Origin of the sequence: Bacillus sp. FSL R5-0585, assembly GCF_038004545.1 — a bacterium.
Classification (GTDB): Bacteria; Bacillota; Bacilli; order Bacillales; family Bacillaceae_G; genus Bacillus_A; species Bacillus_A cereus.
This window is the reverse complement of sequence record NZ_JBBORJ010000001.1, coordinates 4232501-4256003: the sequence shown is the minus strand read 5'-3', so window position 1 is coordinate 4256003 and position 23503 is coordinate 4232501. Positions and strand designations below refer to the sequence as shown.

Sequence of the window (23503 nt, the reverse complement as noted above, 5' to 3'; positions counted from 1 at the left end):
TGTGTAAAATACTATGTCTAACAGTTGGTGATTTTTACATGAACAGGTAAATTCACCACTTTGATCATCAGTAGAAAGTGAGGCAGCATTAGAATGAAAGCAACTGGAATCGTACGTCGAATTGATGATTTAGGCAGGGTAGTAATCCCGAAGGAAATTCGTAGAACTTTACGTATTCGAGAAGGAGACCCACTAGAAATATTTGTTGATCGCGATGGAGAGGTAATTTTAAAGAAGTATTCTCCAATTAGTGAGCTAGGTGATTTTGCGAAAGAATATGCTGATGCTTTATATGACAGCTTAGGACATAATGTGCTTGTGTGTGATCGAGATTCTATCATCGCAGTATCAGGCGTATCGAAAAAAGAATACTTAAATAAAAGTGTTGGCGATCTAATTGAAAAAACGATGGAAGAACGAAAGTCTGTTATTATGACGGATGAAAGTGATATTTCCATTATTGATGGTGTAACAGAAAAGGTTCATTCTTATACAGTTGGACCGATTGTTGCAAACGGAGATCCGATTGGAGCCGTCATTATTTTTTCAAAAGAAGCCATTATAAGCGAGATCGAGCATAAAGCGGTTAATACTGCTGCCAGTTTCTTAGCGAAACAAATGGAACAGTAAGGGTATATTGATTTTAGAAGTAGCAATCTTTCCTAATTATGATCTTTCTTTTTGAGAAATCAATTATTTGGAGATATATGTATATTGAAAAAAGGTAGCACTTTGCTACCTTTTTTCATTGAATATTTTTAACATTTAGGAACTCATTATTACCCGTGTTGGTAAGGGAGTTTGTTCTTTTCTTTATGATATAATACGAGAGGTGAGAATAGAAAAAGGAGTTTTCTTGTATGGAAGCGAAGAAGTATCAAGCCTTTTGGCGTGGGGCTATTATATTAACGATTGCAAGTTTCGTTACAAAAGTATTAAGCGCTTTTTACCGTATTCCATATCAAAATATAGCGGGGGATATTGGGTTTTATATTTACCAACAAATTTACCCGTTTTATGGATTTTGTTTAATTTTAGCTACTTATGGATTTCCTGTTATCATTTCGAAAATGGTTGCAGAACGACTAGAGCGGGGAAAACAAAAAGAAGCAGAAGAAATTATTTGTATATCTTTTTGGTTCTTATTAGGGATTGGTTTTATAGGCTTCTTTACACTGTTTTTTGGGGCCGAAACAATTGCGATAGCTATGGGCGATATACACTTAGATAAGTTACTACGTGTTATTTCATTTTCATTCTTATTGATGCCATTTTTGTCTGTAGCAAGAGGGTATTTTCAAGGATTCAATAATATGATGCCAACGGCTGTTTCGCAAGTAATAGAACAAACAATTCGAGTTTCTATTATTGTATTTTTATCGATATTCCTAATTGCTCACGGATTTGATTTATATACAGTTGGTGCAGGGGCTATGTTAGGCTCAATTGCAGGTGGACTTATTGGGATTATTGTACTTATATTGTATATGCGTCAAGATTTTCGTTCTATATTCTTCAAAAGTGCAGCGAGAATTAAGGGTAAAAGGAAGATAGTTAAAATCCTTTTTTGGCAGGGGTTAGCGATTTGTGTTAGTAATTTAGTGCTTATTTTTATACAGATGGCTGATTCAGTGTCCTTTTACAGCTTACTTATTGGTGCGGGAGAACAGGCTGAAAATGCAAAGGTATTAAAGGGTGTTTATGATAGAAGTATTCCGCTAATGCAATTAGGTACTGTTGTGACGACTTCTTTCTCGTTGTCACTTATTCCGATTATTACAGCGGCGAAGGAAAGAGGAGATCTTTCCTTTATTCAAGAAAAGGTAAAGTTAGCAATGAAAATAACATTTGTTATTGGACTTGCAGCAGCTATTGGACTAACTTGTATTATTCAACCTACGAATATTATGTTGTTTGAAAACAGTGATGGATCAGATGTTTTATCTATTTTATCGTTATCTATTTTATTTAGTTCATTGTCAATTACGACAGCTTCTATTTTACAAGGATTGGGGCAAACGTTTAAGCCAGCGTTATTTGTTGTATTTGGAGGTTGCTTAAAGTTAGCGTTAAATTATATATTCATGCCTTATTTTGGTGTGAAAGGCGCAGCTTTTGCGACTTTATGTGCGTTAATTATAATCTCTGGATTAAATAGTTTGTTGCTTACGAGAGCTGTATCAGGGTCACTTATTAATAAGCGAAATATGTTAGGGATAGTAATTAGTGGTATCTGTATGGGGTTTGTATTAATGATGTTCACACGTGTGTTACAGATGTCTGGATTAGTAATTAATACGGAACATAGAGGAAGCGCGACGCTTGAAGCGTTGTTAGGTGTAGCCATCGGCGGATTGACATATATGTTTTTTATTTTGAAATTACGTGTATTTACAAAAAAAGAATTAGGAACCGTTATGAAACAAGAGAAAAAAGAAGGTTCATTGAAGAAGAGTGGATAGAGGTGACTGGTTGTGAGTGGAATCATTACTATTTTAGGTTTAGGAGCTGGTGAATTAGATCAGCTAACGATGGGTGTATATCGAAAAATAAAAGAAGCAGACCATCTGTTTGTTAGAACGAAGGAACATCCAGTTATAGAAGAATTGGAGAAAGAAGGCGTACAATATACGTCTTTTGATGCTGTATATGAAGCGCATGATACGTTTGAAATTGTATATGAAACAATTGCGAATAAATTGCTAGAACAAGCTGAAGGTACAGAAATTATCTATGCTGTTCCCGGGCATCCACTTGTAGCAGAAAGAACAGTTCAGCTGCTGTTAGAAAAAGGAGAAGTTTCAAATGTTGAAGTGCGAATTGAGGGTGGACAAAGTTTCCTTGATCCTATGTTTGCAAGTCTAAAGATTGATCCGATTGAAGGATTCCAATTACTTGATGCTACATCATTTGAAAGAGGGCAATTAGAACTGCGTCAACATTTAATCTTTTGCCAAGTATATGATGCATTCGTTGCATCTGATGTGAAATTAACATTAATGGAGATGTTACCAGATGATTATGAAGTGTATATCGTAACAGCTGCAGGAACTTCATTTGAACAAGTAAAGAAGGTACCGTTGTACATGTTAGATCATGAAACGGAATTGAATAATTTAACGAGTGTGTACGTGCCGCCAGTTCAGGAGCGTGCGTCCTTGTATCAACAGTTTGATGTTCTTAGAGAAATTATTGCGGAACTTCGTGGTCCAAATGGTTGTCCGTGGGATAAAAAGCAAACACATCAATCATTAAAGAAATATTTAATTGAGGAAGCTTATGAAGTGTTGGAAGCAATCGATGAAGAGGATGATGATCACTTAGTAGAAGAATTAGGTGATATATTATTACAAGTTATGCTTCATGCTCAAATCGGAGAAGATGAAGGTTGGTTCTCTATAGATGATATCATTCGAACTCTATCTGAGAAAATGGTTCGTCGCCATCCGCATGTGTTTGGAAATACGGATGTAAACAGCGCTGATGAAGTGATTGCAAATTGGGAAGAAATTAAAAAACAAGAAAAAGGATTCGTGAAAGAATCTGTTTTAAATGGCGTTCCCAAAAGTTTGCCACAGTTACTACGCGCCTATGAAATTCAGAAGAAAGCTGGTAAGGTTGGATTTGATTGGGTTGATGTGCAACCGATGATAGAGAAAGCTTTGGAAGAATGGCAAGAGTTCCAACAAGAGGTTACAAATATGGATGAGGAAAAGATGCTGGGTGAGTTTGGTGATTTACTATTTGCATTTGTTAATATAGCTCGTCATTACAAAATAGATCCAGAAGAGGCGTTACGTTCAACTAATGAGAAATTTACTGGTCGTTTTTTATACATGGAGGCAAAAGTAGCTGAAATGAATAAAGAGATGAAAGATTTATCATTAGAACAGTTAGATGTTTTATGGGAAGAAGCGAAACAAACAGAGCGTTAATAGGGGGATTTGATATGCGTCTAGATAAGTTTTTAAAAGTATCACGTTTAATTAAAAGAAGAACATTAGCGAAAGAAGTAGCTGATCAAGGAAGAATATCTATTAATGGTCAAGTGGCAAAAGCGAGTTCTGATGTGAAAGTAGCTGATGAATTAACAATTCGTTTTGGTCAAAAAATAGTGACTGTGAAAATAAATGAATTAAAAGAAACAACTAAAAAAGAAGATGCAGCAAATATGTATAGCTTAGTTCGTGAAGAAAAAGTAAAAGCGGAAGAAGGCTTGTTCTAAAATCATGTATCCCCTCATACATTACTATTAGCTAGTAAAAACCTATGGGGGGATTTACGTGAATAATGGTTACTCACCTACGTCTTCTAATCAACAAAATGTTTCTGTAGAGCATGACATTATTATGCGTGGCAGGCGTATAATTGATATTACCGGTGTGAAGCAGGTAGAGAGTTTTGATAGCGAAGAGTTTTTACTAGAGACCGTAATGGGTTTTTTAACGATTCGTGGTCAAAATTTACAAATGAAAAATTTAGATGTGGAAAAAGGTATTGTGTCGATTAAAGGGAAAGTTAATGAGATGCTGTATATTGATGAAAATCAAGGGGAAAAAACTAAAGGTTTCTTTAGTAAGTTGTTTAAATGAGCTTAACAATTCAGTTGTATACAATGCTTTCAATGATTGGAATGGGTGCTTGGATTGGAGCGTCTTTAGATACATATCAACGTTTTTTAAAGCGCCAAGAACGTAAACGTTGGCTTGTATTTATACATGATATATTATTTTGGATTGTCCAAGCATTATTCGTCTTTTATGTATTGCTTCTCGTAAATGAAGCTGAGCTACGTATATATGTGTTTTTAGCATTATTATGTGGTTTTGCGGCATATCAAAGCTTATTGAAGGCACTATACATGAAGCTGTTAAATTTTCTCATCTATATTTTTATGCAAACAACATATTTTTTTGTTCGAATTATACAGCTACTCATGATAAAACCTGTTATTATTATAGCGCAGCTATTTATTGCATTTATATTATTCTTATTTCGTATACTGCTTTCAATTGGACATGTGTTATGGAAAATGGTGATTTGGATATTACTTTTCATATGGAAAGTTTTTTTCTGGCCTGTTCGATTTATTGCTTCGCTCATATGGAAACTTCTCCCTAATCGTGTTAAACTTTTTATAGTGAAACATATAGGGTTCCTGCAATATATAGCAAAATTGAAGGGACATATCTTCCAACTATGGGAGCATATAAAAAAGAAGTTAGGGGGACCTCGGAAATGAGGGAACTGAGACAAAGAACAATCGAAAAACAGAGTCCAAATCCTGTTAAAGAGCATATAATACAAACGGATGAGAACAGGAAGCGACTTTATCGCCGTTTAGCGGTTTTTCTTGTCTTTACTTTTACAATTATTGCGAGTATTAGTGTAACGTTTTATCAACAAAACAGTTCCATTAAAGCAAAAGAAGCAAAAGTTAAGGACATGAAAAAAGAACTGGATTCATTAACGAATAAAGAAAAAAGTCTAAAAGACGAAGTTCAAAAGTTAAATGATGAAGAGTACGTATTAAAGATTGCTAGAAGGGATTATTTCTTCTCTGGTAAAGGGGAGATAATTTTTCCTGTTTCTAAGTAGAGTATGTCTTATTGACACTATATTTTAGGATTATATATAATAAAGTAAAATTTGACTTTTTAACCACTAAGGAGGAGCATTTTTTTTATGTCAATCGAGGTAGGCAGCAAGTTACAGGGTAAAGTAACAGGTATTACAAATTTTGGGGCTTTTGTGGAGCTGCCAGAGGGCTTAACGGGTCTTGTTCATATTAGTGAAGTTGCTGATAACTATGTAAAAGATATTAACGATCACTTAAAAGTGGGCGACCAAGTAGAAGTAAAAGTTATTAATGTTGAAAAAGATGGAAAGATTGGTTTATCTATCAAAAAAGCGAAAGAACGTGAAAAAACAGAAGGAGATCGTCCACGTGGTGAATACCAACGCGGTGGTGATCAACAACGTTCTGGACGTCCACAACGTAATAATCGCTCTTTCAACAGAGATAATCGCGGTGGCGGTAACGACCGAGCTCCGAAAGAAACATTTGAGCAAAAGATGGCACGCTTCTTAAAAGATAGCGAAGATCGTTTAACTTCTTTAAAGCGTAACACAGAGTCTAAACGTGGTGGCCGTGGCGCGCGTCGCGGATAATAAGGACGTTTAGTTTTTAACATATAGAGAGGTACCCAGAGTAATGTCTCAGGGTGCTTTTTTATATGTAAAAAATATTTTCAAAAAAGTTTTTGAGATGTGTTGACTTTAATTAGTATCTGATGTAAGATACTAATTGTCCGTTAAATAAGACGACATGGCGGTGTAGCTCAGCTGGCTAGAGCGTACGGTTCATACCCGTGAGGTCGGGGGTTCGATCCCCTCCGCCGCTATATTTAATTTAACGGCCCGTTGGTCAAGTGGTTAAGACACCGCCCTTTCACGGCGGTAACACGGGTTCGAATCCCGTACGGGTCATCTAAAAAGATCATGCAAATTTGCATGATCTTTTTTTGTTAAATAAATGAAGATATACAACACTTCTACAAAATCACCCTATATTTTCTGAATGTTTAATTAAAATATCGAAAATAACTTACATACCCTGTATATCTGTAGAGTTATTTCGAATAAAAAGTCGAACGATTATAAAAGTGAAAACTGTTGTTTTGACAAAAAAACCAACAATCATCTTTTATAATGACAGTAATTAAACTATGCAGGTGGTGTTAAAAATATGCCTAAAGCAGGAAGGAATACTATGAATACAAGTGCATTGGCAATGAATGAGAGTCAGCTTGATGGAATAAAGTGGACGAGTAAGTTGCGAATGAAATTTGAGCAAGTTTTCTTTAGATGGGGATTTATTATTGTTGTTATTGGTTTTCTTTTGGGACGAGCATATATATTAACAAATATTTTACCGTTTGCACTGCCATTTTTTGCTGCTGTTTATGTTATGAAGCGGGATAAGATGCCGCTAGCATTTTTAGCTCTAATGGGAGGAGCTCTTTCAGTATCGATAGATAATTTGTTTTTTACATTTGCATCTATCTTTACCTTCTTCATTTATAATATCTTCTTTAGTCGATTTACACGTAAAACTGTTGGACTTGTTCCATTTCAAGTATTTATCTCCGCATTAACCGCACACTTAGTTGTTGTATATTTTGCGCAACAAACTGTCACCATGTACGATTTACTCGTTAGTACCATTGAGGCTGGGCTTAGTTTTGTATTAACTATGATATTTTTACAAAGTGTCCCACTTTTAGTGGAAAGGAAAGGAAAACAACAGGCATTAGAGACGGAAGAAATTGTTTGTTTGATTATATTACTAGCATCTGTTTTAACGGGTACAACAGATTGGTTTGTATATGATGCTTCTATTCAACATATTTTTACAAGGTATTTAGTGCTAGTATTTGCATTTATTGCGGGTGCTGCCACAGGGTCTACAGTGGGGGTTGTAACAGGACTAATATTAAGTTTAGCAAATGTGTCTAGCTTGTCTCAGCTTAGCCTTCTTGCTTTTTCTGGATTGCTTGGTGGATTGTTAAAAGAAGGAAAGCGTTTAGGTGTTAGTTTAGGTTTATTAATTGGGACAAGCTTAATTACATTATATGTAGACAAACAGACAAATATTGTAACAACTTTAATTGAGTCAGGTGTAGCGATTGTTATCTTCTTATTAACACCGAAGCTTGTTTTGGATCGTATTGCTAAATTTATGCCAGGTACACAAGAGCATTCGCAAGATCAACAACAATATTTAAGAAGGATGCGTGATGTTACAGCAAATAAAATCAACCAATTTGCAAATGTATTTGCTGCTTTATCTAATAGCTTTTCTGTATATGGGTATGTAGAGGAAGAAGATAAAGAGACAGAAGCAGATTTGTTTTTGAGTACAATTACTGCGAAAACATGTCAAACATGCTTTAAAAAGGATCAATGCTGGGTAGTGAATTTTGATAAAACGTACGATTATATGAAACAAATAATGAATGAAACGGAAGAAGGAACCCTGCAACATAATCGTAAATTAGTTCGTGAGTGGGACAAGCATTGTGTGAGAGGGAAAAAAGTGACGGATTTAGTAGCCGGTGAATTAGATCACTTCTATGAGGGACAAAAGTTACGAAAACAAATGAAGGAAAATCGTAGAATAGTAGCGGAGCAACTATTAGGTGTATCAAAGGTTATGGAGGATTTTGCTAAGGAGATACAACGAGAGCGTGAAAATCATCAAGTGCAGGAAGAACAGATTATGCAAGCGTTCCGAGATTTTGGTGTCGAAGTAGAGCATGTTGATATTTATTGTTTAGATAGAGGAAGTATTGATATTGAAATGTTAATTCCAGTTGCATCTAATGAACATGGTGAGTGTGAAAAGTTAGTTGCACCGATGCTTTCAGATATCCTTAAAGAAAATATTGTCGTTAAACATGAAGAAAAGTCTTCTTATCCAAATGGCCATAGTTTAATATCATTTGGTTCGGCGAAGACGTATTCTCTTGATACAGGATTGGCTACAGCTGCAAAAGGCGGTGGATTTGTTTCGGGTGACTCTTATGCGATGATGGATTTAAGTGTTGGTAAATATGCACTTGCGATTAGTGATGGTATGGGTAATGGGCAAAGAGCTCATATGGAAAGTAAGGAAACGGTGAAATTATTACAAAAAATACTCCAATCAGGCATTGATGAAGAAATAGCAATTAAGTCTATCAATTCAATTCTTTCTTTGAGAACGACAGAAGAGATGTTTACGACGTTAGATTTAGCTATGGTAGATTTGCGGGATGCGAGTGCAAGGTTTTTAAAGATTGGATCGACGCCGAGTTTTGTTAAACGCGCAAATAATATTTTGAAAATTGAAGCAAGTAATTTGCCGATGGGAATCATTGAAGATGTTGAAGTTGATGTGGTGGGTGAACAATTAAAAACGGGCGATATTCTTATTATGATGAGCGATGGGATTTTTGAAGGAGCACAGCATGTGGAGAATCATGAATTGTGGATGAAACGAAAAATTAAAGAATTGCAAACCGAAGACCCGCAAGAAATTGCTGATATCATTATGGAAGAAGTGATTCGCTCTTGTGATGGTTATATAAATGATGATATGACTATTGTAGTGGCAAAAGTGAAGAAAAATATGCCGAAGTGGGCTACGATTCCGATTGTAGGAATGCAGGCACAGTAAAATGTAAGTGGAATGTTTATCTATAATTTGATTTTAAAAACCTAGGTGAATACCTAGGTTTTTTTGTGGAAAAAGGTAATGTTATTAATTTTGTGAATATACACGGAGGATGTAAGATAAAAATGTAATTTTTGTATATCTTTTTTTTGCACAATGTTTGTAAAAGTTGTACCATTGTAGACAAGGCAACTAACGTTGCTGTTCTTGTTTAATGAAAGGTGATTACGAAGTTGAAAGATACATTTGTTGAAAAAGTAGATGACTTTGTAAAGCAGCATGATGTATTAAAGAATGATTCAACAATTGTTGTGGGAGTTTCTGGTGGTCCTGATTCGTTAGCGCTTTTATATTATTTATTAGAAAAAAGAGCGGAAAAACAGTTGGAAATTGTAGTAGCTCATGTGGATCATATGTTTAGAGGTGATGAATCTCATGAGGATTTACGATTTGTGCAGGGTCTTTGTGAAGAACTGGGAATTATTTGTGAAACGATAAGGATTAATGTATCACAATATCAACAGCAATACGGAATGAATGCACAGGTTGCTGCTAGAGAATGCAGATATGCATTTTTGGAAAGAATAATGAAGAAATATGATGCAAGATATGTTGCTCTTGGACATCATGGGGATGATCAAGTCGAGACAATTTTAATGCGTCTTGTAAGAGGGAGTACTCCGAAAGGATATGCAGGAATTGCAGTGAAGCGTCCTTTTCATAATGGGTATTTAATTAGGCCGTTACTTGGGGTAACGAAGGAAGAAATTGTTGATTACTGTAATAAGCTAAATTTAATGCCACGTATAGATCCGAGTAATAAAAAGGAAGTATATACAAGGAATCGATTACGTAAATATGTCCTTCCTCATTTGAAAGAAGAAAATCCACAAGTGCATGAGAAATTCCAAAAATTTAGCGTGCAGATGCAAGAGGATGAGGCTTATTTGCAGGAATTAGCTTTTGAGAAAATGAATAAAGTAATTACAAAAAAAAGTGATAAACAAATTAGCTTATCAATTCCTGCCTTTGAATCCATGTCTATGCCTTTACAAAGAAGAGGGATTCAACTAATATTAAACTATCTTTATGAATATAAGATTCCATCTTCTCTTTCTTCCATACATATTGACAAGGTGATTGAGTTTTTTAAGCGGACACAACCTTCAGGTTCACTTGATTTTCCAGGTGATTTGAAAATTGTTCGTACATACGAGGAGTGTAGCTTTAGATTTAAACAAGAAATTGTTTCTCCTTTTTTACAAGATTTATCAGTACCCGGGACCATTACGCTATTGAACGGGGATGAATTTGTAACAGAGGTGAGCGAAGATATACCAAGTAACATGAATGAAACAGTATTTGTTGCTAAGTATAATGATATATCATATCCACTTCGTATTCGTTCTAGGGAAAATGGAGATCGCATGTCAATACAAGGTATGAATGGCACGAAAAAGATAAAAGCTATTTTTATCGAAGCGAAAGTACCGAAAGAAAAAAGAGAAGAATGGCCGGTCGTTTGTGATGCAAGTGGGACTATTATTTGGGTACCCTTGTTGAAGCGATCTGCATTTGCAATTTCGAAAGAGATGGCAAAGAAGGATAAATATATGATTATTCACTACAAAAGCAAGGAGTCTTCCGGGAGGATAATGAAATGATGAATCAAGATATCGAAAAAGTATTAATTTCTGAAGAGCAAATACAAGAAAAGGTGCGCGAACTAGGTGCAATTGTTGCAGAGGATTATAAAAACACAGTACCTCTTGCAATTGGTGTATTAAAAGGCGCAATGCCATTCATGGCAGATTTATTAAAGAGAACAGATACATATCTTGAAATGGATTTTATGGCTGTATCTAGTTACGGTCACTCTACAGTTTCAACAGGCGAAGTGAAAATTTTAAAAGATCTTGATACTTCTGTAGAAGGTCGCGATATTTTAATCGTCGAAGATATTATTGATAGTGGTCTTACACTAAGCTACTTAGTAGACTTATTCAAATATCGTAAAGCGAAGTCTGTAAAAATTGTTACATTATTAGATAAGCCAACAGGCCGTAAGGTTGATCTGAAAGCGGATTATGTTGGATTTACTGTTCCACATGAATTTGTAGTAGGATATGGATTAGATTATAAAGAGCAATACCGTAATCTTCCTTATGTAGGCGTATTAAAACCAAGCGTTTACTCAAATTAATTAAATATAGGCTTCACAATTGTATAGGAAAGTTTTTCTATGTTACGATTTACTATAGTGTTTATGCCGTGAGAGGAGGTTAGGAATGAATCGTATCTTCCGTAATACCATCTTTTATTTACTGATATTCTTAGTAGTAATTGGAATCGTGAGCTATTTTAATGGTTCGACACAAAAAACGACATCAGTTAGCTACGACAAATTCATTACTAAACTAGAAAGCGGTGAAGTGCGTAATGTGCAACTTCAACCGAAAAATGGTGTATTTGAGGTAAAAGGACAATTTAATAACTCTAGCCAAGGAGAACAATTTGTTACTTATGCACCAAATACTGAGGAATTACAAAAGAAAATTAATGATAAAGCGAAAGGTGCCGAAGTTAAGTATCAACCAGCAGAAGAAACAAGTGCTTGGGTAACATTCTTTACTTCAATCATTCCATTTGTCATCATCTTCATTTTATTCTTCTTCTTATTAAACCAAGCTCAAGGCGGCGGTAGCCGTGTTATGAACTTCGGGAAAAGTAAGGCGAAGTTATATAATGATGAAAAGAAAAAAGTTCGTTTCAGAGATGTTGCTGGTGCGGATGAAGAGAAACAAGAACTTGTTGAGGTAGTTGAATTCTTGAAAGACCCTCGTAAGTTCTCTGAAGTTGGTGCTCGTATTCCAAAGGGTGTCCTATTAGTTGGACCTCCAGGTACAGGTAAAACTTTATTAGCACGTGCTGTTGCAGGTGAGGCTGGCGTTCCATTCTTCTCTATCAGTGGTTCTGACTTCGTAGAGATGTTTGTCGGTGTCGGTGCATCACGTGTACGTGATTTATTTGAAAATGCAAAGAAAAATGCTCCTTGTATCATTTTCATTGATGAAATTGATGCAGTAGGTCGTCAACGTGGCGCAGGTCTTGGTGGTGGTCATGATGAGCGTGAGCAAACATTGAACCAATTACTTGTTGAAATGGATGGATTCGGTGCAAACGAAGGTATTATTATCGTTGCTGCGACAAACCGTCCAGACATTCTTGACCCAGCGTTATTACGTCCAGGTCGTTTTGACCGTCAAATTACAGTAGATCGTCCAGATGTAAATGGCCGTGAAGCTGTACTGAAAGTACATGCGCGTAATAAACCACTTGATGAGCATATTAATTTAAGAGCAATTGCGACTCGTACACCAGGATTCTCTGGTGCGGATCTTGAAAACTTATTAAACGAAGCTGCTTTAGTAGCTGCACGTCAAGATAAGAAGAAAATTGATATGAGTGATATCGATGAAGCGACGGATCGTGTTATTGCAGGTCCAGCTAAGAAAAGTCGTGTTATCTCTGAAAAAGAACGTAATATCGTTGCTTTCCATGAAGCAGGTCATACTGTAATTGGTGTTGTTCTCGATGAAGCAGATGTCGTTCATAAAGTAACAATTGTCCCTCGTGGTCAGGCTGGTGGATATGCGGTAATGCTTCCGAAAGAAGATCGTTACTTCATGACGAAACCAGAGTTACTTGATAAAATCACTGGTTTACTTGGTGGCCGAGTAGCTGAGGAGATTGTATTTGGTGAAGTGAGTACAGGTGCTCATAATGACTTCCAACGTGCGACTGGTATTGCAAGACGTATGGTTACGGAATTTGGTATGAGTGACAAACTTGGACCGATGCAATTTGGTAGCTCGCAAGGTGGTCAAGTGTTCTTAGGAAGAGACTTCCACTCAGAACAAAACTATAGTGATGCGATTGCACATGAAATCGATATGGAAATGCAATCAATTATGAAAGAATGTTATGCTCGTGCAAAACAAATTCTTACTGAAAACCGTGATAAACTAGATATTATCGCACAAACGTTACTTGAAGTAGAAACGTTAGATGCAGAGCAAATCAATCATTTATGTGATTACGGCAGATTGCCAGAACGTCCAACATCTTCAGATGATGTGAAAGTAAACATCAACATGAAGAAAGACGATGAAGATAAAGAAGATAAGTAAGAAGTGAAGGAGTGACTATTGTCACTCCTTTTTTGTTTGTTAAAATCTTTGTTAATTACTATTGAGAACTTAGTGGATAAAGTAATTTAAGTAAAACTAGTATTAAAAATTGAAATAGAGAGCAATCTTTTTGTAAAATGATGAGGATAGGAAAGCTGATTATATAAGTATGTGTGATATGATGTTTTTATAAGTTTTATACATACTGCACAAATATAGATTAAATAAGATAAGTGGTGAGAATATGATTTTTGTATTGGATGTAGGGAACACAAATGCTGTACTAGGTGTGTTTGAAGAGGGGGAACTTCGTCAGCATTGGCGCATGGAAACAGATCGTCATAAGACAGAAGATGAATATGGAATGCTTGTAAAGCAATTGCTTGAGCATGAAGGTCTTTCGTTTGAAGATGTGAAAGGTATTATTGTGTCTTCAGTCGTACCACCAATTATGTTTGCTTTAGAGCGCATGTGTGAAAAATATTTTAAAATTAAACCGCTTGTAGTAGGGCCTGGGATAAAAACAGGGCTAAATATTAAATATGAAAATCCGCGTGAAGTAGGCGCAGACCGAATTGTAAATGCAGTAGCAGGAATCCACTTATATGGAAGTCCGCTTATTATTGTTGATTTTGGTACGGCTACTACATATTGTTATATTAACGAAGAAAAGCATTATATGGGTGGAGTTATTACGCCAGGAATTATGATTTCAGCAGAGGCTTTATATAGCAGAGCAGCAAAACTTCCTCGTATCGAAATTACAAAACCAAGCAGTGTAGTTGGGAAAAATACAGTAAGTGCGATGCAATCGGGTATTCTTTATGGTTATGTTGGACAAGTGGAAGGTATTGTTAAGCGTATGAAAGAAGAAGCTAGACAAGAACCTAAAGTTATTGCAACAGGTGGATTGGCAAAATTAATTTCCGAAGAATCGAATGTAATTGATATTGTAGATCCATTTTTAACGTTAAAAGGTTTATACATGTTATATGAACGTAATGCAAATTTACAGCATGAGAAAGGTGAATAAATACGTATGAAAGATTATTTAGTAAAAGCGTTAGCGTTTGATGGAGAAGTGCGTGCGTATAGTGTACGTACAACAAATACAGTAAGTGAGGCGCAAAGACGTCATGATACATGGAGAACAGCTTCAGCGGCACTAGGGCGTTCTTTAACTGCGGGTACAATGATGGGCGCAATGTTAAAGGGCGAGCAAAAGTTAACGATTAAGGTAGAAGGTAACGGTCCGATTGGTCCTATCTTAGTAGATGCTCATGCAAATGGAGATGTACGTGGTTATGTAACGAATCCGCATGTTGATTTTGAAGGAACAGAACAAGGGAAGTTACGTGTATATCAAGCGGTAGGTACAGAGGGGTTTGTAACTGTAATTAAAGATATTGGAATGCGTGAGCCGTTTATTGGTCAATCTCCAATCGTTTCAGGAGAATTAGGAGAAGACTTTACGTATTATTTTGCAGTTTCTGAACAAACGCCTTCTTCTGTAGGTGTTGGTGTTCTTGTAAATGGAGATGATAGCATATTAGCGGCAGGTGGATTCATCCTTCAAATTATGCCGGGTGCGCAAGATGAAACGATTTCATTTATTGAAGACCGTTTACAAAAGATTCCACCTGTATCAACGTTGATTGAACAAGGCCTTTCTCCGGAAGAGCTACTATATGCAGTTCTTGGAGAAGATAAAGTAAAAGTATTAGAAACAATGGATGTTCAATTTAATTGCACATGCTCACGCGAGCGTATTGAGAGTGTATTAATTAGTTTAGGTAAAACAGAGTTAGAGCAAGTTCGTGAAGAAGAGGAAGAGACAGAAGTTCACTGTCATTTCTGTAATGAACGATACAAGTTCTCTAAAGAAGATATTACAAATTTAATCGAGACTTTGTAATAAGGGAATTAAGAGGAGCAATCCTCCAAATGAATTGACAAACAGGGAATTTTCTGACAAAATCTAAATATAGATAAAACCAATAAAAATACTCGGTGTTAGGAGTGACAGGAATGCGAGTGGCACAATCAGTTTCAGAATTAATCGGGAAAACGCCGATCGTTAAGTTGAACCGCATCGTAGAATCAGACAGCGCAGATATATACTTAAAATTAGAATTTATGAATCCGGGGAGTAGCGTTAAAGATCGTATCGCATTAGCTATGATTGAAGATGCTGAAAAAAATGGATTATTAAAAGAGGGCGATACAATCATTGAGCCGACAAGTGGTAACACAGGAATTGGTTTAGCGATGGTAGCGGCTGCTAAAGGATATAATGCAATCTTAGTAATGCCAGAAACAATGAGTATTGAGCGTCGTAATTTATTACGTGCTTACGGTGCGGAATTAGTATTGACTCCAGGGCCTGAAGGAATGGGTGGAGCAATTCGTAAAGCGACTGAATTAGCAAAAGAGCATGGCTACTTTATACCACAACAGTTCAAAAACCAATCGAATCCAGAAATTCACCGTTTAACAACAGGTCCAGAAATTATTGAACAAATGGGCGACCAATTAGATGCGTTTATTGCAGGTATTGGTACAGGTGGAACGATTACTGGTGCTGGTGAAGTACTGAAGGAAGCGTATAAAGATATTAAAATTTATGCAGTAGAACCTGCAGATTCACCAGTATTATCTGGCGGGAAACCAGGTCCACATAAAATCCAAGGAATTGGGGCGGGATTTGTTCCGGAGACGTTGGATGTAGAAGTATATGATGAAATTATTCAAGTGAAAACAGAGCAAGCATTTGAATATGCGAGAAGAGTGGCTAAAGAGGAAGGTATTTTAGTTGGTATCTCTTCAGGCGCAGTTATTTATGCAGCAACAGAAGTTGCGAAAAAGTTAGGTAAAGGGAAAAAGGTACTTGTTATTATCCCGAGTAACGGTGAACGTTATTTAAGTACACCACTTTATCAATTTGAATCATAATGAAACGCGATTGAAAAAGCATCCTTGAAAAAGGGTGCTTTTTCTTTTGGGATTGGAAATAGGAAAAGAGTGAATGACTAGAAAACTTCATGTAAAATAAGAGGTAGTATAATTAAATTATTTTCACTAGCCTTCGAGTATAATCAATCTCTATATAAATAACTTATGTAGTTTGAGCTGGTTAATCTAAGAGGGTGGGATAAAAGAAGACGGGGTGTTGATATGCAACGAAGAAAATCTTTAGCGCTTTCTATTCCATATCAGTTAGATTTCTTTAAGCAATATAAATTTCTTTCTCAGGGTAAATCGCAACATATTTTGTTAGAAAGCGGCCGTGGCGGTCGTTATAACATTGTAGGGCTGAATCCAGTAGCGGTAATCCGAGGGAAGGATGAAACGTTACATATAAGTGAAAGTGGTAAGGAAACAATAAAACGAGGGAATCCGTTAGATTTAATGCAAGAATATATGGAACAATGGAAGACGGACTATAACCCAGAGTATCCGCCTTTTCAAGGTGGTGCAATTGGCTATTTCAGTTATGACTGTATCCGTTATATTGAAAAGCTGCCTTCTCTTGCGGAAGATGATATTAATATACCTGACATCTTCTTTTTATTATTTGATGACGTATTTGTCTATGATCAAAAAGAACAAGTGTTATGGGTTATTACGCATTATGTAGATAAATATGAAGAGGCAAAAGAACGGCTAAATGAGTGGAAGAGTCTTTGGATGACAGAAGCGCCTGAAGTGACTGTGCCCTTTGAAAGTCCTGAAAAGAAAAGTGAAGCAGTTGCTTTTACTGAAGCCGGCTTTATGAAGGCAGTTGAATGTATTCAAGAATATATTGGGGCGGGTGATGTGTTCCAAGTAAACTTGTCGACGAGACAAGAAAGAACGTTGCAGACACACCCACTAGAAATTTATACAAGTCTTCGTGAAATTAATCCATCTCCATATATGGGTTACCTGGAGCTTGGGGATTTTCAAATTGTTAGTGGATCGCCAGAGTTGTTAATTAAGAAACAAGGAACTGAAGTAAGTACAAGACCAATTGCTGGAACGAGATCTAGAGGCGCGGATGAGCAAGAGGATGAAGAATTAGCAAGAGAATTAATTGAGAACGAAAAAGAAAGAGCAGAGCATGTAATGCTTGTGGATTTAGAAAGAAATGATTTAGGACGTGTTTGTAAATATGGCACTGTAGAAGTAGATGAATTTATGGTAATTGAGAAATACTCACATGTCATGCATATTGTTTCTAATGTGCGTGGTGAGGTGGAAGAAGATAAAGATGCTTTTGATTTAGTGAAGGCTGTATTCCCTGGGGGAACAATTACTGGTGCCCCGAAAATACGTACGATGGAAATTATTGAGGAATTAGAACCTGTTCGAAGAGGGATTTATACAGGTTCAATCGGTTGGATTGGTTATTCTGGAGATACAGAATTGAATATTGTAATTAGGACACTTCTTGCTAAAGATGGAAAAGCTCATGTACAAGCAGGGGCGGGAATTGTAATTGATTCAAATCCAGAAAATGAATATAAAGAGTCGTTAAAAAAGGCGATTGCTTTATGGCGTGCAAAAGAACGTAGCGAAGAAATGGTTAGGTGAGAGAAATGATATTAATGATTGATAATTATGATTCTTTTACATTTAATTTAGTGCAGTTTCTTGGAGAACTTGGACAAGAGCTCGTTGTTGAACGTAACGATGAAGTGACCATTTCAGATATTGAGAATATGAAACCAGATTTTCTAATGATTTCTCCAGGTCCATGTAGTCCTAATGAAGCGGGGATTAGTATGGAAGTTATTAAATACTTTGCTGGAAAGATTCCGATTTTTGGAGTTTGTCTAGGGCATCAATCTATTGCACAAGTGTTTGGGGGAGAGGTTGTCCGTGCAGAGCGATTAATGCATGGAAAAACGTCGCTTATGCATCATGATGGAAAGACGATTTTTTCGGATATTCCTAATCCGTTTACTGCGACGCGCTATCATTCCCTTATTGTTAAGAAAGAGACGTTACCCGATTGCTTAGAGGTAACATCTTGGACAGAGGAAGGAGAAATTATGGCACTTCGTCATAAGACATTGCCGATAGAGGGTGTGCAATTCCATCCGGAATCTATTATGACTTCTCATGGGAAAGAGTTGTTACAGAATTTCATTTGTAAATACAGTCCAAGTGCAACATTATGTTAATTTACGTAAATGGTCAGTATGTAGAAGCAAGTGAAGCGAAAATTTCTCCTTATGATCATGGTTATTTATATGGTCTTGGAGTTTTTGAAACGTTTCGTATTTATAATGGTCATCCTTTCTTATTGGATGATCATTATGACCGTTTAATAGAAGCGCTGGATACATTGCAAATTAAATGGACAATGACAAAAAATGACGTGATGCTTATTTTGAAAAATTTACTCGCTAAGAATGAATTGAAGCATGCATATGTACGTTTTAATGTATCAGCGGGTATAGATGAAATAGGATTACAAACGGAAATGTATGAAGAGCCTTCGGTTATTGTTTTTATAAAACCTTTAACAGCTCCAGGAGATGTAGTGGAAAAAGAAGGTGTTATTCTAAAACAAGTGCGAAATACACCGGAAGGAACATTTCGTCTGAAGTCTCATCATTATTTAAATAATATTTTAGGGAAGCGTGAAATTGGAAATGTTGTGAGTAAGGAAGGTATTTTTCTTACTGAAGCAGGTTATGTTGCAGAGGGTATTGTTTCCAATCTGTTTTTTGTGAAAGGTGATGTTTTATATACACCTTCGTTAGAGACAGGGATTTTAAATGGTATCACTCGTGCATTTATTATAAAGAGTGCTGAAGAATTAAATATAGAAGTAAAGGAAGGTTTCTTTACAAAAGATGAGCTACTTTCAGCGGATGAAGTCTTCGTAACAAACTCCATTCAAGAAATTGTTCCGCTTTATCGTATAGAAGCGCAGGATTTCCCGGGTAAAGTAGGAGTGGTTACAAAAAGTTTAATGGACCTTTATGGAATGCAAAGAGAGAAATTATGGAGCAGAAATGAATTACGAAGAGGAGATGTGTAGTTTGAAGTGGGATTATGATTTACGCTGCGGCGAATATACATTGAATTTAAATGAAAAGACATTAATTATGGGGATTTTAAATGTAACACCAGATTCGTTTTCTGATGGTGGGAGTTACAACGAGGTAGATGCTGCGGTACGTCACGCAAAAGAAATGCAAGGTGAAGGTGCTCATATTATTGATATTGGTGGCGAATCTACTCGCCCAGGTTTTGCTAAAGTATCAGTAGAAGAAGAAATAAAGCGAGTTGTCCCGATGATTCAAGCAGTTTCAAAAGAAGTAAAATTGCCTATATCTATCGATACATATAAAGCTGAAGTTGCAAAGCAAGCAATTGAGGCTGGTGCTCATATTATTAATGATATTTGGGGAGCGAAGGCGGAGCCGAAAATTGCTGAAGTCGCAGCTCATTACGATGTACCTATCATTTTAATGCATAACCGCGATAACATGAATTATCGTAATTTAATGGCGGATATGATTGCTGATTTATATGATAGTATTAAAATTGCTAAAAATGCTGGTGTGCGAGATGAGAATATTATTTTAGATCCAGGTATCGGTTTTGCTAAAACACCTGAGCAGAACTTAGAGGCGATGCGTAATTTAGAACAGTTAAATGTGCTAGGTTATCCGGTTCTCTTAGGTACTTCGAGAAAGTCCTTTATTGGGCACGTATTAGATTTGCCAGTAGAGGAACGCCTTGAGGGAACGGGAGCTACTGTTTGTCTTGGTATTGAAAAGGGCTGTGAGTTTGTTCGTGTCCATGATGTGAAAGAAATGGCGCGTATGGCTAAAATGATGGATGCGATAATTGGTAAGGGGGTAAGGTAATTGGATAAAATTTATATCCATGATATGGAATTTTATGGTTATCATGGTGTGTTCCCAGAGGAGAATAAATTAGGTCAGAGATTTAAAGTTGACTTAACGGTGGAGTTGGATTTAAAGCGTGCAGGGGAAAGTGATGACTTAGAGCATTCGGTCAATTATGGAGAGCTTTTCGAATTATGTAGAAAAGTTGTTGAGAATAGAAAGTATAAGCTTGTGGAGAGTATCGCTGAAAATATTGCTGCAGATATATTAAAACAATATGAAAGTATTTCGCGCTGTACAATTAAGGTAATTAAGCCGGATCCACCGATACCGGGTCATTATCGTGCTGTAGCAGTAGAAATTACGAGAGGACGTCCATGAACAATATAGCTTACATTGCATTAGGGTCAAATATTGGGGAGCGTTATACCTATCTAACTGAAGCGATTCAGTTTTTAAATAAAAATCCTTATATTCAGGTTGATGATATTTCATCTGTATATGAAACTGAGCCAGTTGGCTATACTGACCAAAGTTGCTTTTTAAATTTAGTTATAAAAATTTCTACCAATTTATCACCACAAGAATTATTGAAAGTAACACAAAAAGTAGAAAATGACCTAGGAAGAAAAAGGGAAATTAGGTGGGGGCCGAGGACTATCGACCTTGACATTTTACTTTATAATCAAGAGAATATTGAAGCAGAGAATCTTATTGTTCCGCATCCGCGGATGTTTGAAAGGGCTTTTGTTATCGTTCCGTTGTTAGAGATTAATCAAGACATAAAACAAAACATTTCACGTTCACAAGTAGAAGAAATGAAAAGGCGAGAGGGAGTAACGGTATGGAAGCAGAAAAATGGGGAAGACGCATTCGTGCTTTTCGAAAGCTAAAAGGTTACACACAAGAAGGTTTTGCTAAAGCACTAGGGGTATCTGTATCTGTTTTAGGTGAGGTTGAGAGAGGGAATAGATCGCCTTCTCAAGATTTTGTAGTAGAAGTTGCTAAGGCATTAAATGTTTCGATAGAGGAATTAATGCCAAAGTGACTGTACAGGAAGGAGTAGATTGATTGTTAAAGATTGCAAATATCGAGATGAAAAATCCGGTTGTACTAGCACCGATGGCGGGAGTGTGTAACTCTGCATTCCGTTTAACAGTAAAAGAATTTGGTGCCGGCTTAGTTTGTGCTGAAATGGTAAGTGATAAGGCAATATTACTTAATAATAAAAGAACATTAGATATGTTATATATCGACGAGAGAGAAAAGCCATTAAGTTTACAAATTTTTGGTGGAGAGAAAGAAACTCTTGTAGATGCTGCGAAATATGTAGATAAATATACGACAGCAGACATAATTGATATTAATATGGGTTGTCCAGTGCCGAAAATCGTTAAATGTGATGCTGGAGCAAGGTGGCTTTTAGACCCGAATAAAATATATGAAATGGTAGCAGCGGTTGTAGATGCTGTTGAAAAGCCGGTTACAGTTAAAATGCGTATCGGTTGGGATGAAGAACATATTTTCGCAATAGAAAATGCTAGGGCTGTTGAGCGTGCTGGTGGCCAAGCTGTGGCGGTTCACGGACGTACACGAGTGCAAATGTATGAAGGAAAAGCGGATTGGGATATTATTAAACAAGTAAAACAATCTGTAAATATCCCGGTTATCGGAAATGGTGATGTCGCAACGCCGCAAGATGCAAAGCGTATGCTTGATGAAATTGGTGTAGATGGTGTTATGATTGGTCGTGCTGCTCTTGGAGATCCGTGGATGATTTATCGTACGGTAAAGTATTTGGAGACAGGTGAATTAATGCCGGAACCAACAGTGCGCGAGAAAATTGATGTATGTATGTTGCATCTAGATCGTCTTATCGACTTAAAGAATGAAAGTGTCGCTGTAAGAGAGATGAGAAAACATGCAGCTTGGTATTTAAAAGGTGTTCGTGGTAATGCGAGTGTACGTAATGGTATTAATGCTTGTAACACACGGGAAGACCTTGCGAATGTGTTAGGTACATTTGTAGAAGAAGTGGAAGCGAAACAACAAACAATTTACGTTGGCTAATAATGGACATAGGAGATTGACATTCTTCTATACACTTCCTATAATTACGTGAAAGAAAGAAGAGCTGCCAGTTAGTTGCTGGCAGTTTTTCTAGTTGAGTAGAAAATGCTATACTGTATATATTGTAAAATTAAATAGAGCTGGAGTGATATCAATATCATGGATAACATGAACCACGAAGAATTAAACGACCAATTGATTGTTCGTCGTGAAAAGCTACATAATTTACGTGAACAAGGAATTGACCCGTTCGGTAAAAGATTTGAACGCACAAATTCAACAACTGACTTAGTGAGTCTATATGGAGAGTTCTCTAAAGAGGAATTAGAGGAGAAGGAAATCGCTGTTTCTATCGCTGGTCGTATTATGACGAAACGCGGAAAAGGGAAAGCTGGCTTTGCACATGTTCAAGATTTACATGGACAAGTTCAAATTTATGTTCGTAAAGATGCTGTTGGAGATGACGAGTACGAATTATTTAAAACAGCAGATTTAGGTGATTTAGTAGGTATTGAAGGTAAAGTGTTCAAAACAAACGTTGGAGAACTTTCAGTAAAAGCAACAGGCTTTACGCTATTAACGAAATCTCTTCGTCCATTACCAGATAAATACCATGGATTAAAAGATGTTGAACAACGCTACCGTCAACGTTACTTAGACTTAATTACAAGTATGGAAAGTCGTGAAACGTTCGTTACTCGTAGTAAAATCATTCGTGAGATGAGAAGATACCTAGATGACAACGGTTATCTTGAAGTGGAAACACCTATGATGCATGCAATTGCAGGTGGAGCTTCTGCGCGTCCTTTCACTACACACCATAATGCGTTAGATATGGAATTATATATGCGTATCGCAATTGAGCTACATTTAAAGCGTCTTATTGTGGGTGGTTTAGAAAAAGTATATGAGATCGGCCGTGTATTCCGTAATGAGGGTGTATCAACTCGTCATAATCCTGAGTTTACGATGATTGAATTATATGAAGCATACGCTGATTATAAAGATATTATGAAGTTAACAGAAGATATGGTTGCTCATATCGCGAAAAAAGTACTGGGTACAACAACAATCCAGTATGGTGATTATGAAATTAATCTAGAACCAGAATGGACACGTCTTCATATGGTAGATGCGATTAAGCAATACTCTGGAGCTGATTTCTGGAATCCGATGAG

At 36.5% G+C, this 23503-nt stretch carries 24 protein-coding genes and 2 tRNA genes (1 of these 26 only partly in view); all 26 read left to right on the top strand.

Features of this window, described 5'->3' with window-relative positions:
• Positions 1-93 precede the first annotated feature (93 nt).
• Complete coding sequence (gene spoVT / locus MKY38_RS22015) at positions 94-630, top strand: stage V sporulation protein T (RefSeq protein ID WP_000648302.1); 537 nt, start codon at positions 94-96, stop codon at positions 628-630.
• A gap of 230 nt (positions 631-860) precedes the next feature.
• Positions 861-2462 (top strand): putative polysaccharide biosynthesis protein, encoded by a 1602-nt coding sequence (locus MKY38_RS22010; RefSeq protein WP_341049687.1) that lies wholly within the window; start codon positions 861-863, stop codon positions 2460-2462.
• 12 nt (positions 2463-2474) lie between these two features.
• Positions 2475-3935, top strand: coding sequence for a nucleoside triphosphate pyrophosphohydrolase (gene mazG, locus MKY38_RS22005; protein WP_000014239.1), 1461 nt, complete (start codon positions 2475-2477; stop codon positions 3933-3935).
• A gap of 14 nt (positions 3936-3949) precedes the next feature.
• Positions 3950-4225 carry an RNA-binding S4 domain-containing protein gene (locus MKY38_RS22000; RefSeq protein ID WP_001234876.1) on the top strand — a complete coding sequence of 92 codons (276 nt, stop codon included), beginning with the start codon at positions 3950-3952 and terminating at the stop codon, positions 4223-4225.
• A gap of 58 nt (positions 4226-4283) precedes the next feature.
• On the top strand, positions 4284-4592 hold the full coding sequence (yabP, locus tag MKY38_RS21995) for a sporulation protein YabP (protein WP_001059104.1): 309 nt from the start codon (positions 4284-4286) through the stop codon (positions 4590-4592).
• Entirely contained in the window at positions 4589-5242 is a 654-nt protein-coding gene (gene yabQ / locus MKY38_RS21990; RefSeq protein ID WP_000059772.1) for a spore cortex biosynthesis protein YabQ, read from the top strand. The genes yabP and yabQ overlap by 4 nt, the downstream gene beginning before the upstream one ends.
• Entirely contained in the window at positions 5239-5598 is a 360-nt protein-coding gene (divIC, locus tag MKY38_RS21985; protein ID WP_001208739.1) for a cell division protein DivIC, read from the top strand. Before yabQ ends, divIC begins: the two co-directional genes overlap by 4 nt.
• Before the next feature lie 87 nt (positions 5599-5685).
• Positions 5686-6171: a S1 domain-containing RNA-binding protein gene (locus tag MKY38_RS21980; protein ID WP_000021451.1), complete on the top strand. Its 486-nt coding sequence runs from the start codon at positions 5686-5688 to the stop codon at positions 6169-6171.
• 159 nt (positions 6172-6330) lie between these two features.
• A tRNA-Met gene (locus MKY38_RS21975) sits at positions 6331-6404 on the top strand.
• Between the two features lie 13 nt (positions 6405-6417).
• Positions 6418-6489, top strand: a tRNA-Glu gene (locus MKY38_RS21970).
• A 259-nt stretch (positions 6490-6748) separates the two neighbouring features.
• A complete protein-coding gene (gene spoIIE / locus MKY38_RS21965; RefSeq protein ID WP_001123541.1) occupies positions 6749-9220 on the top strand; it encodes a stage II sporulation protein E in 2472 nt (823 codons plus the stop codon).
• A gap of 230 nt (positions 9221-9450) precedes the next feature.
• Complete coding sequence (gene tilS, locus MKY38_RS21960; RefSeq protein WP_000655458.1) at positions 9451-10881, top strand: tRNA lysidine(34) synthetase TilS; 1431 nt, start codon at positions 9451-9453, stop codon at positions 10879-10881.
• Positions 10878-11420: a hypoxanthine phosphoribosyltransferase gene (gene hpt, locus MKY38_RS21955; protein WP_000981844.1), complete on the top strand. Its 543-nt coding sequence runs from the start codon at positions 10878-10880 to the stop codon at positions 11418-11420. Before tilS ends, hpt begins: the two co-directional genes overlap by 4 nt.
• A gap of 85 nt (positions 11421-11505) precedes the next feature.
• Complete coding sequence (ftsH, locus tag MKY38_RS21950; protein WP_001079674.1) at positions 11506-13407, top strand: ATP-dependent zinc metalloprotease FtsH; 1902 nt, start codon at positions 11506-11508, stop codon at positions 13405-13407.
• A 244-nt stretch (positions 13408-13651) separates the two neighbouring features.
• A complete protein-coding gene (locus MKY38_RS21945; protein WP_000578368.1) occupies positions 13652-14440 on the top strand; it encodes a type III pantothenate kinase in 789 nt (262 codons plus the stop codon).
• A gap of 6 nt (positions 14441-14446) precedes the next feature.
• Positions 14447-15322, top strand: coding sequence for a redox-regulated molecular chaperone HslO (gene hslO, locus MKY38_RS21940; RefSeq protein WP_065223764.1), 876 nt, complete (start codon positions 14447-14449; stop codon positions 15320-15322).
• A gap of 113 nt (positions 15323-15435) precedes the next feature.
• Positions 15436-16359 (top strand): cysteine synthase A, encoded by a 924-nt coding sequence (gene cysK, locus MKY38_RS21935; protein WP_001261719.1) that lies wholly within the window; start codon positions 15436-15438, stop codon positions 16357-16359.
• Positions 16360-16581: 222 nt separating this feature from the next.
• Positions 16582-17979: an aminodeoxychorismate synthase component I gene (pabB, locus tag MKY38_RS21930; protein ID WP_065223766.1), complete on the top strand. Its 1398-nt coding sequence runs from the start codon at positions 16582-16584 to the stop codon at positions 17977-17979.
• A 5-nt stretch (positions 17980-17984) separates the two neighbouring features.
• Positions 17985-18572, top strand: a complete 588-nt coding sequence (gene pabA / locus MKY38_RS21925; protein WP_070179609.1) for an aminodeoxychorismate/anthranilate synthase component II — start codon at positions 17985-17987, stop codon at positions 18570-18572.
• The gene (gene pabC, locus MKY38_RS21920; RefSeq protein WP_065223768.1) at positions 18566-19438 is read left to right on the top strand and encodes an aminodeoxychorismate lyase; all 873 of its coding nucleotides are present in this window, start codon (positions 18566-18568) and stop codon (positions 19436-19438) included. The genes pabA and pabC overlap by 7 nt, the downstream gene beginning before the upstream one ends.
• On the top strand, positions 19413-20273 hold the full coding sequence (gene folP / locus MKY38_RS21915) for a dihydropteroate synthase (protein WP_065223769.1): 861 nt from the start codon (positions 19413-19415) through the stop codon (positions 20271-20273). The genes pabC and folP overlap by 26 nt, the downstream gene beginning before the upstream one ends.
• The gene (folB, locus tag MKY38_RS21910; protein WP_065223770.1) at positions 20274-20636 is read left to right on the top strand and encodes a dihydroneopterin aldolase; all 363 of its coding nucleotides are present in this window, start codon (positions 20274-20276) and stop codon (positions 20634-20636) included.
• Positions 20633-21148: a 2-amino-4-hydroxy-6-hydroxymethyldihydropteridine diphosphokinase gene (gene folK, locus MKY38_RS21905; protein WP_001059450.1), complete on the top strand. Its 516-nt coding sequence runs from the start codon at positions 20633-20635 to the stop codon at positions 21146-21148. The genes folB and folK overlap by 4 nt, the downstream gene beginning before the upstream one ends.
• Positions 21100-21303 (top strand): helix-turn-helix domain-containing protein, encoded by a 204-nt coding sequence (locus MKY38_RS21900; RefSeq protein ID WP_000387024.1) that lies wholly within the window; start codon positions 21100-21102, stop codon positions 21301-21303. The genes folK and MKY38_RS21900 overlap by 49 nt, the downstream gene beginning before the upstream one ends.
• 23 nt (positions 21304-21326) lie before the next feature.
• Positions 21327-22325: a tRNA dihydrouridine synthase DusB gene (gene dusB, locus MKY38_RS21895; protein ID WP_000912251.1), complete on the top strand. Its 999-nt coding sequence runs from the start codon at positions 21327-21329 to the stop codon at positions 22323-22325.
• Between the two features lie 159 nt (positions 22326-22484).
• Positions 22485-23503, top strand: partial view of a lysine--tRNA ligase gene (lysS, locus tag MKY38_RS21890; protein ID WP_000369668.1) — the 5' portion only. Its footprint extends 481 nt past the window's final position; 1019 of the gene's 1500 nt are visible here — the first part of the coding sequence; the start codon lies at positions 22485-22487; its stop codon lies beyond the right edge, outside the window.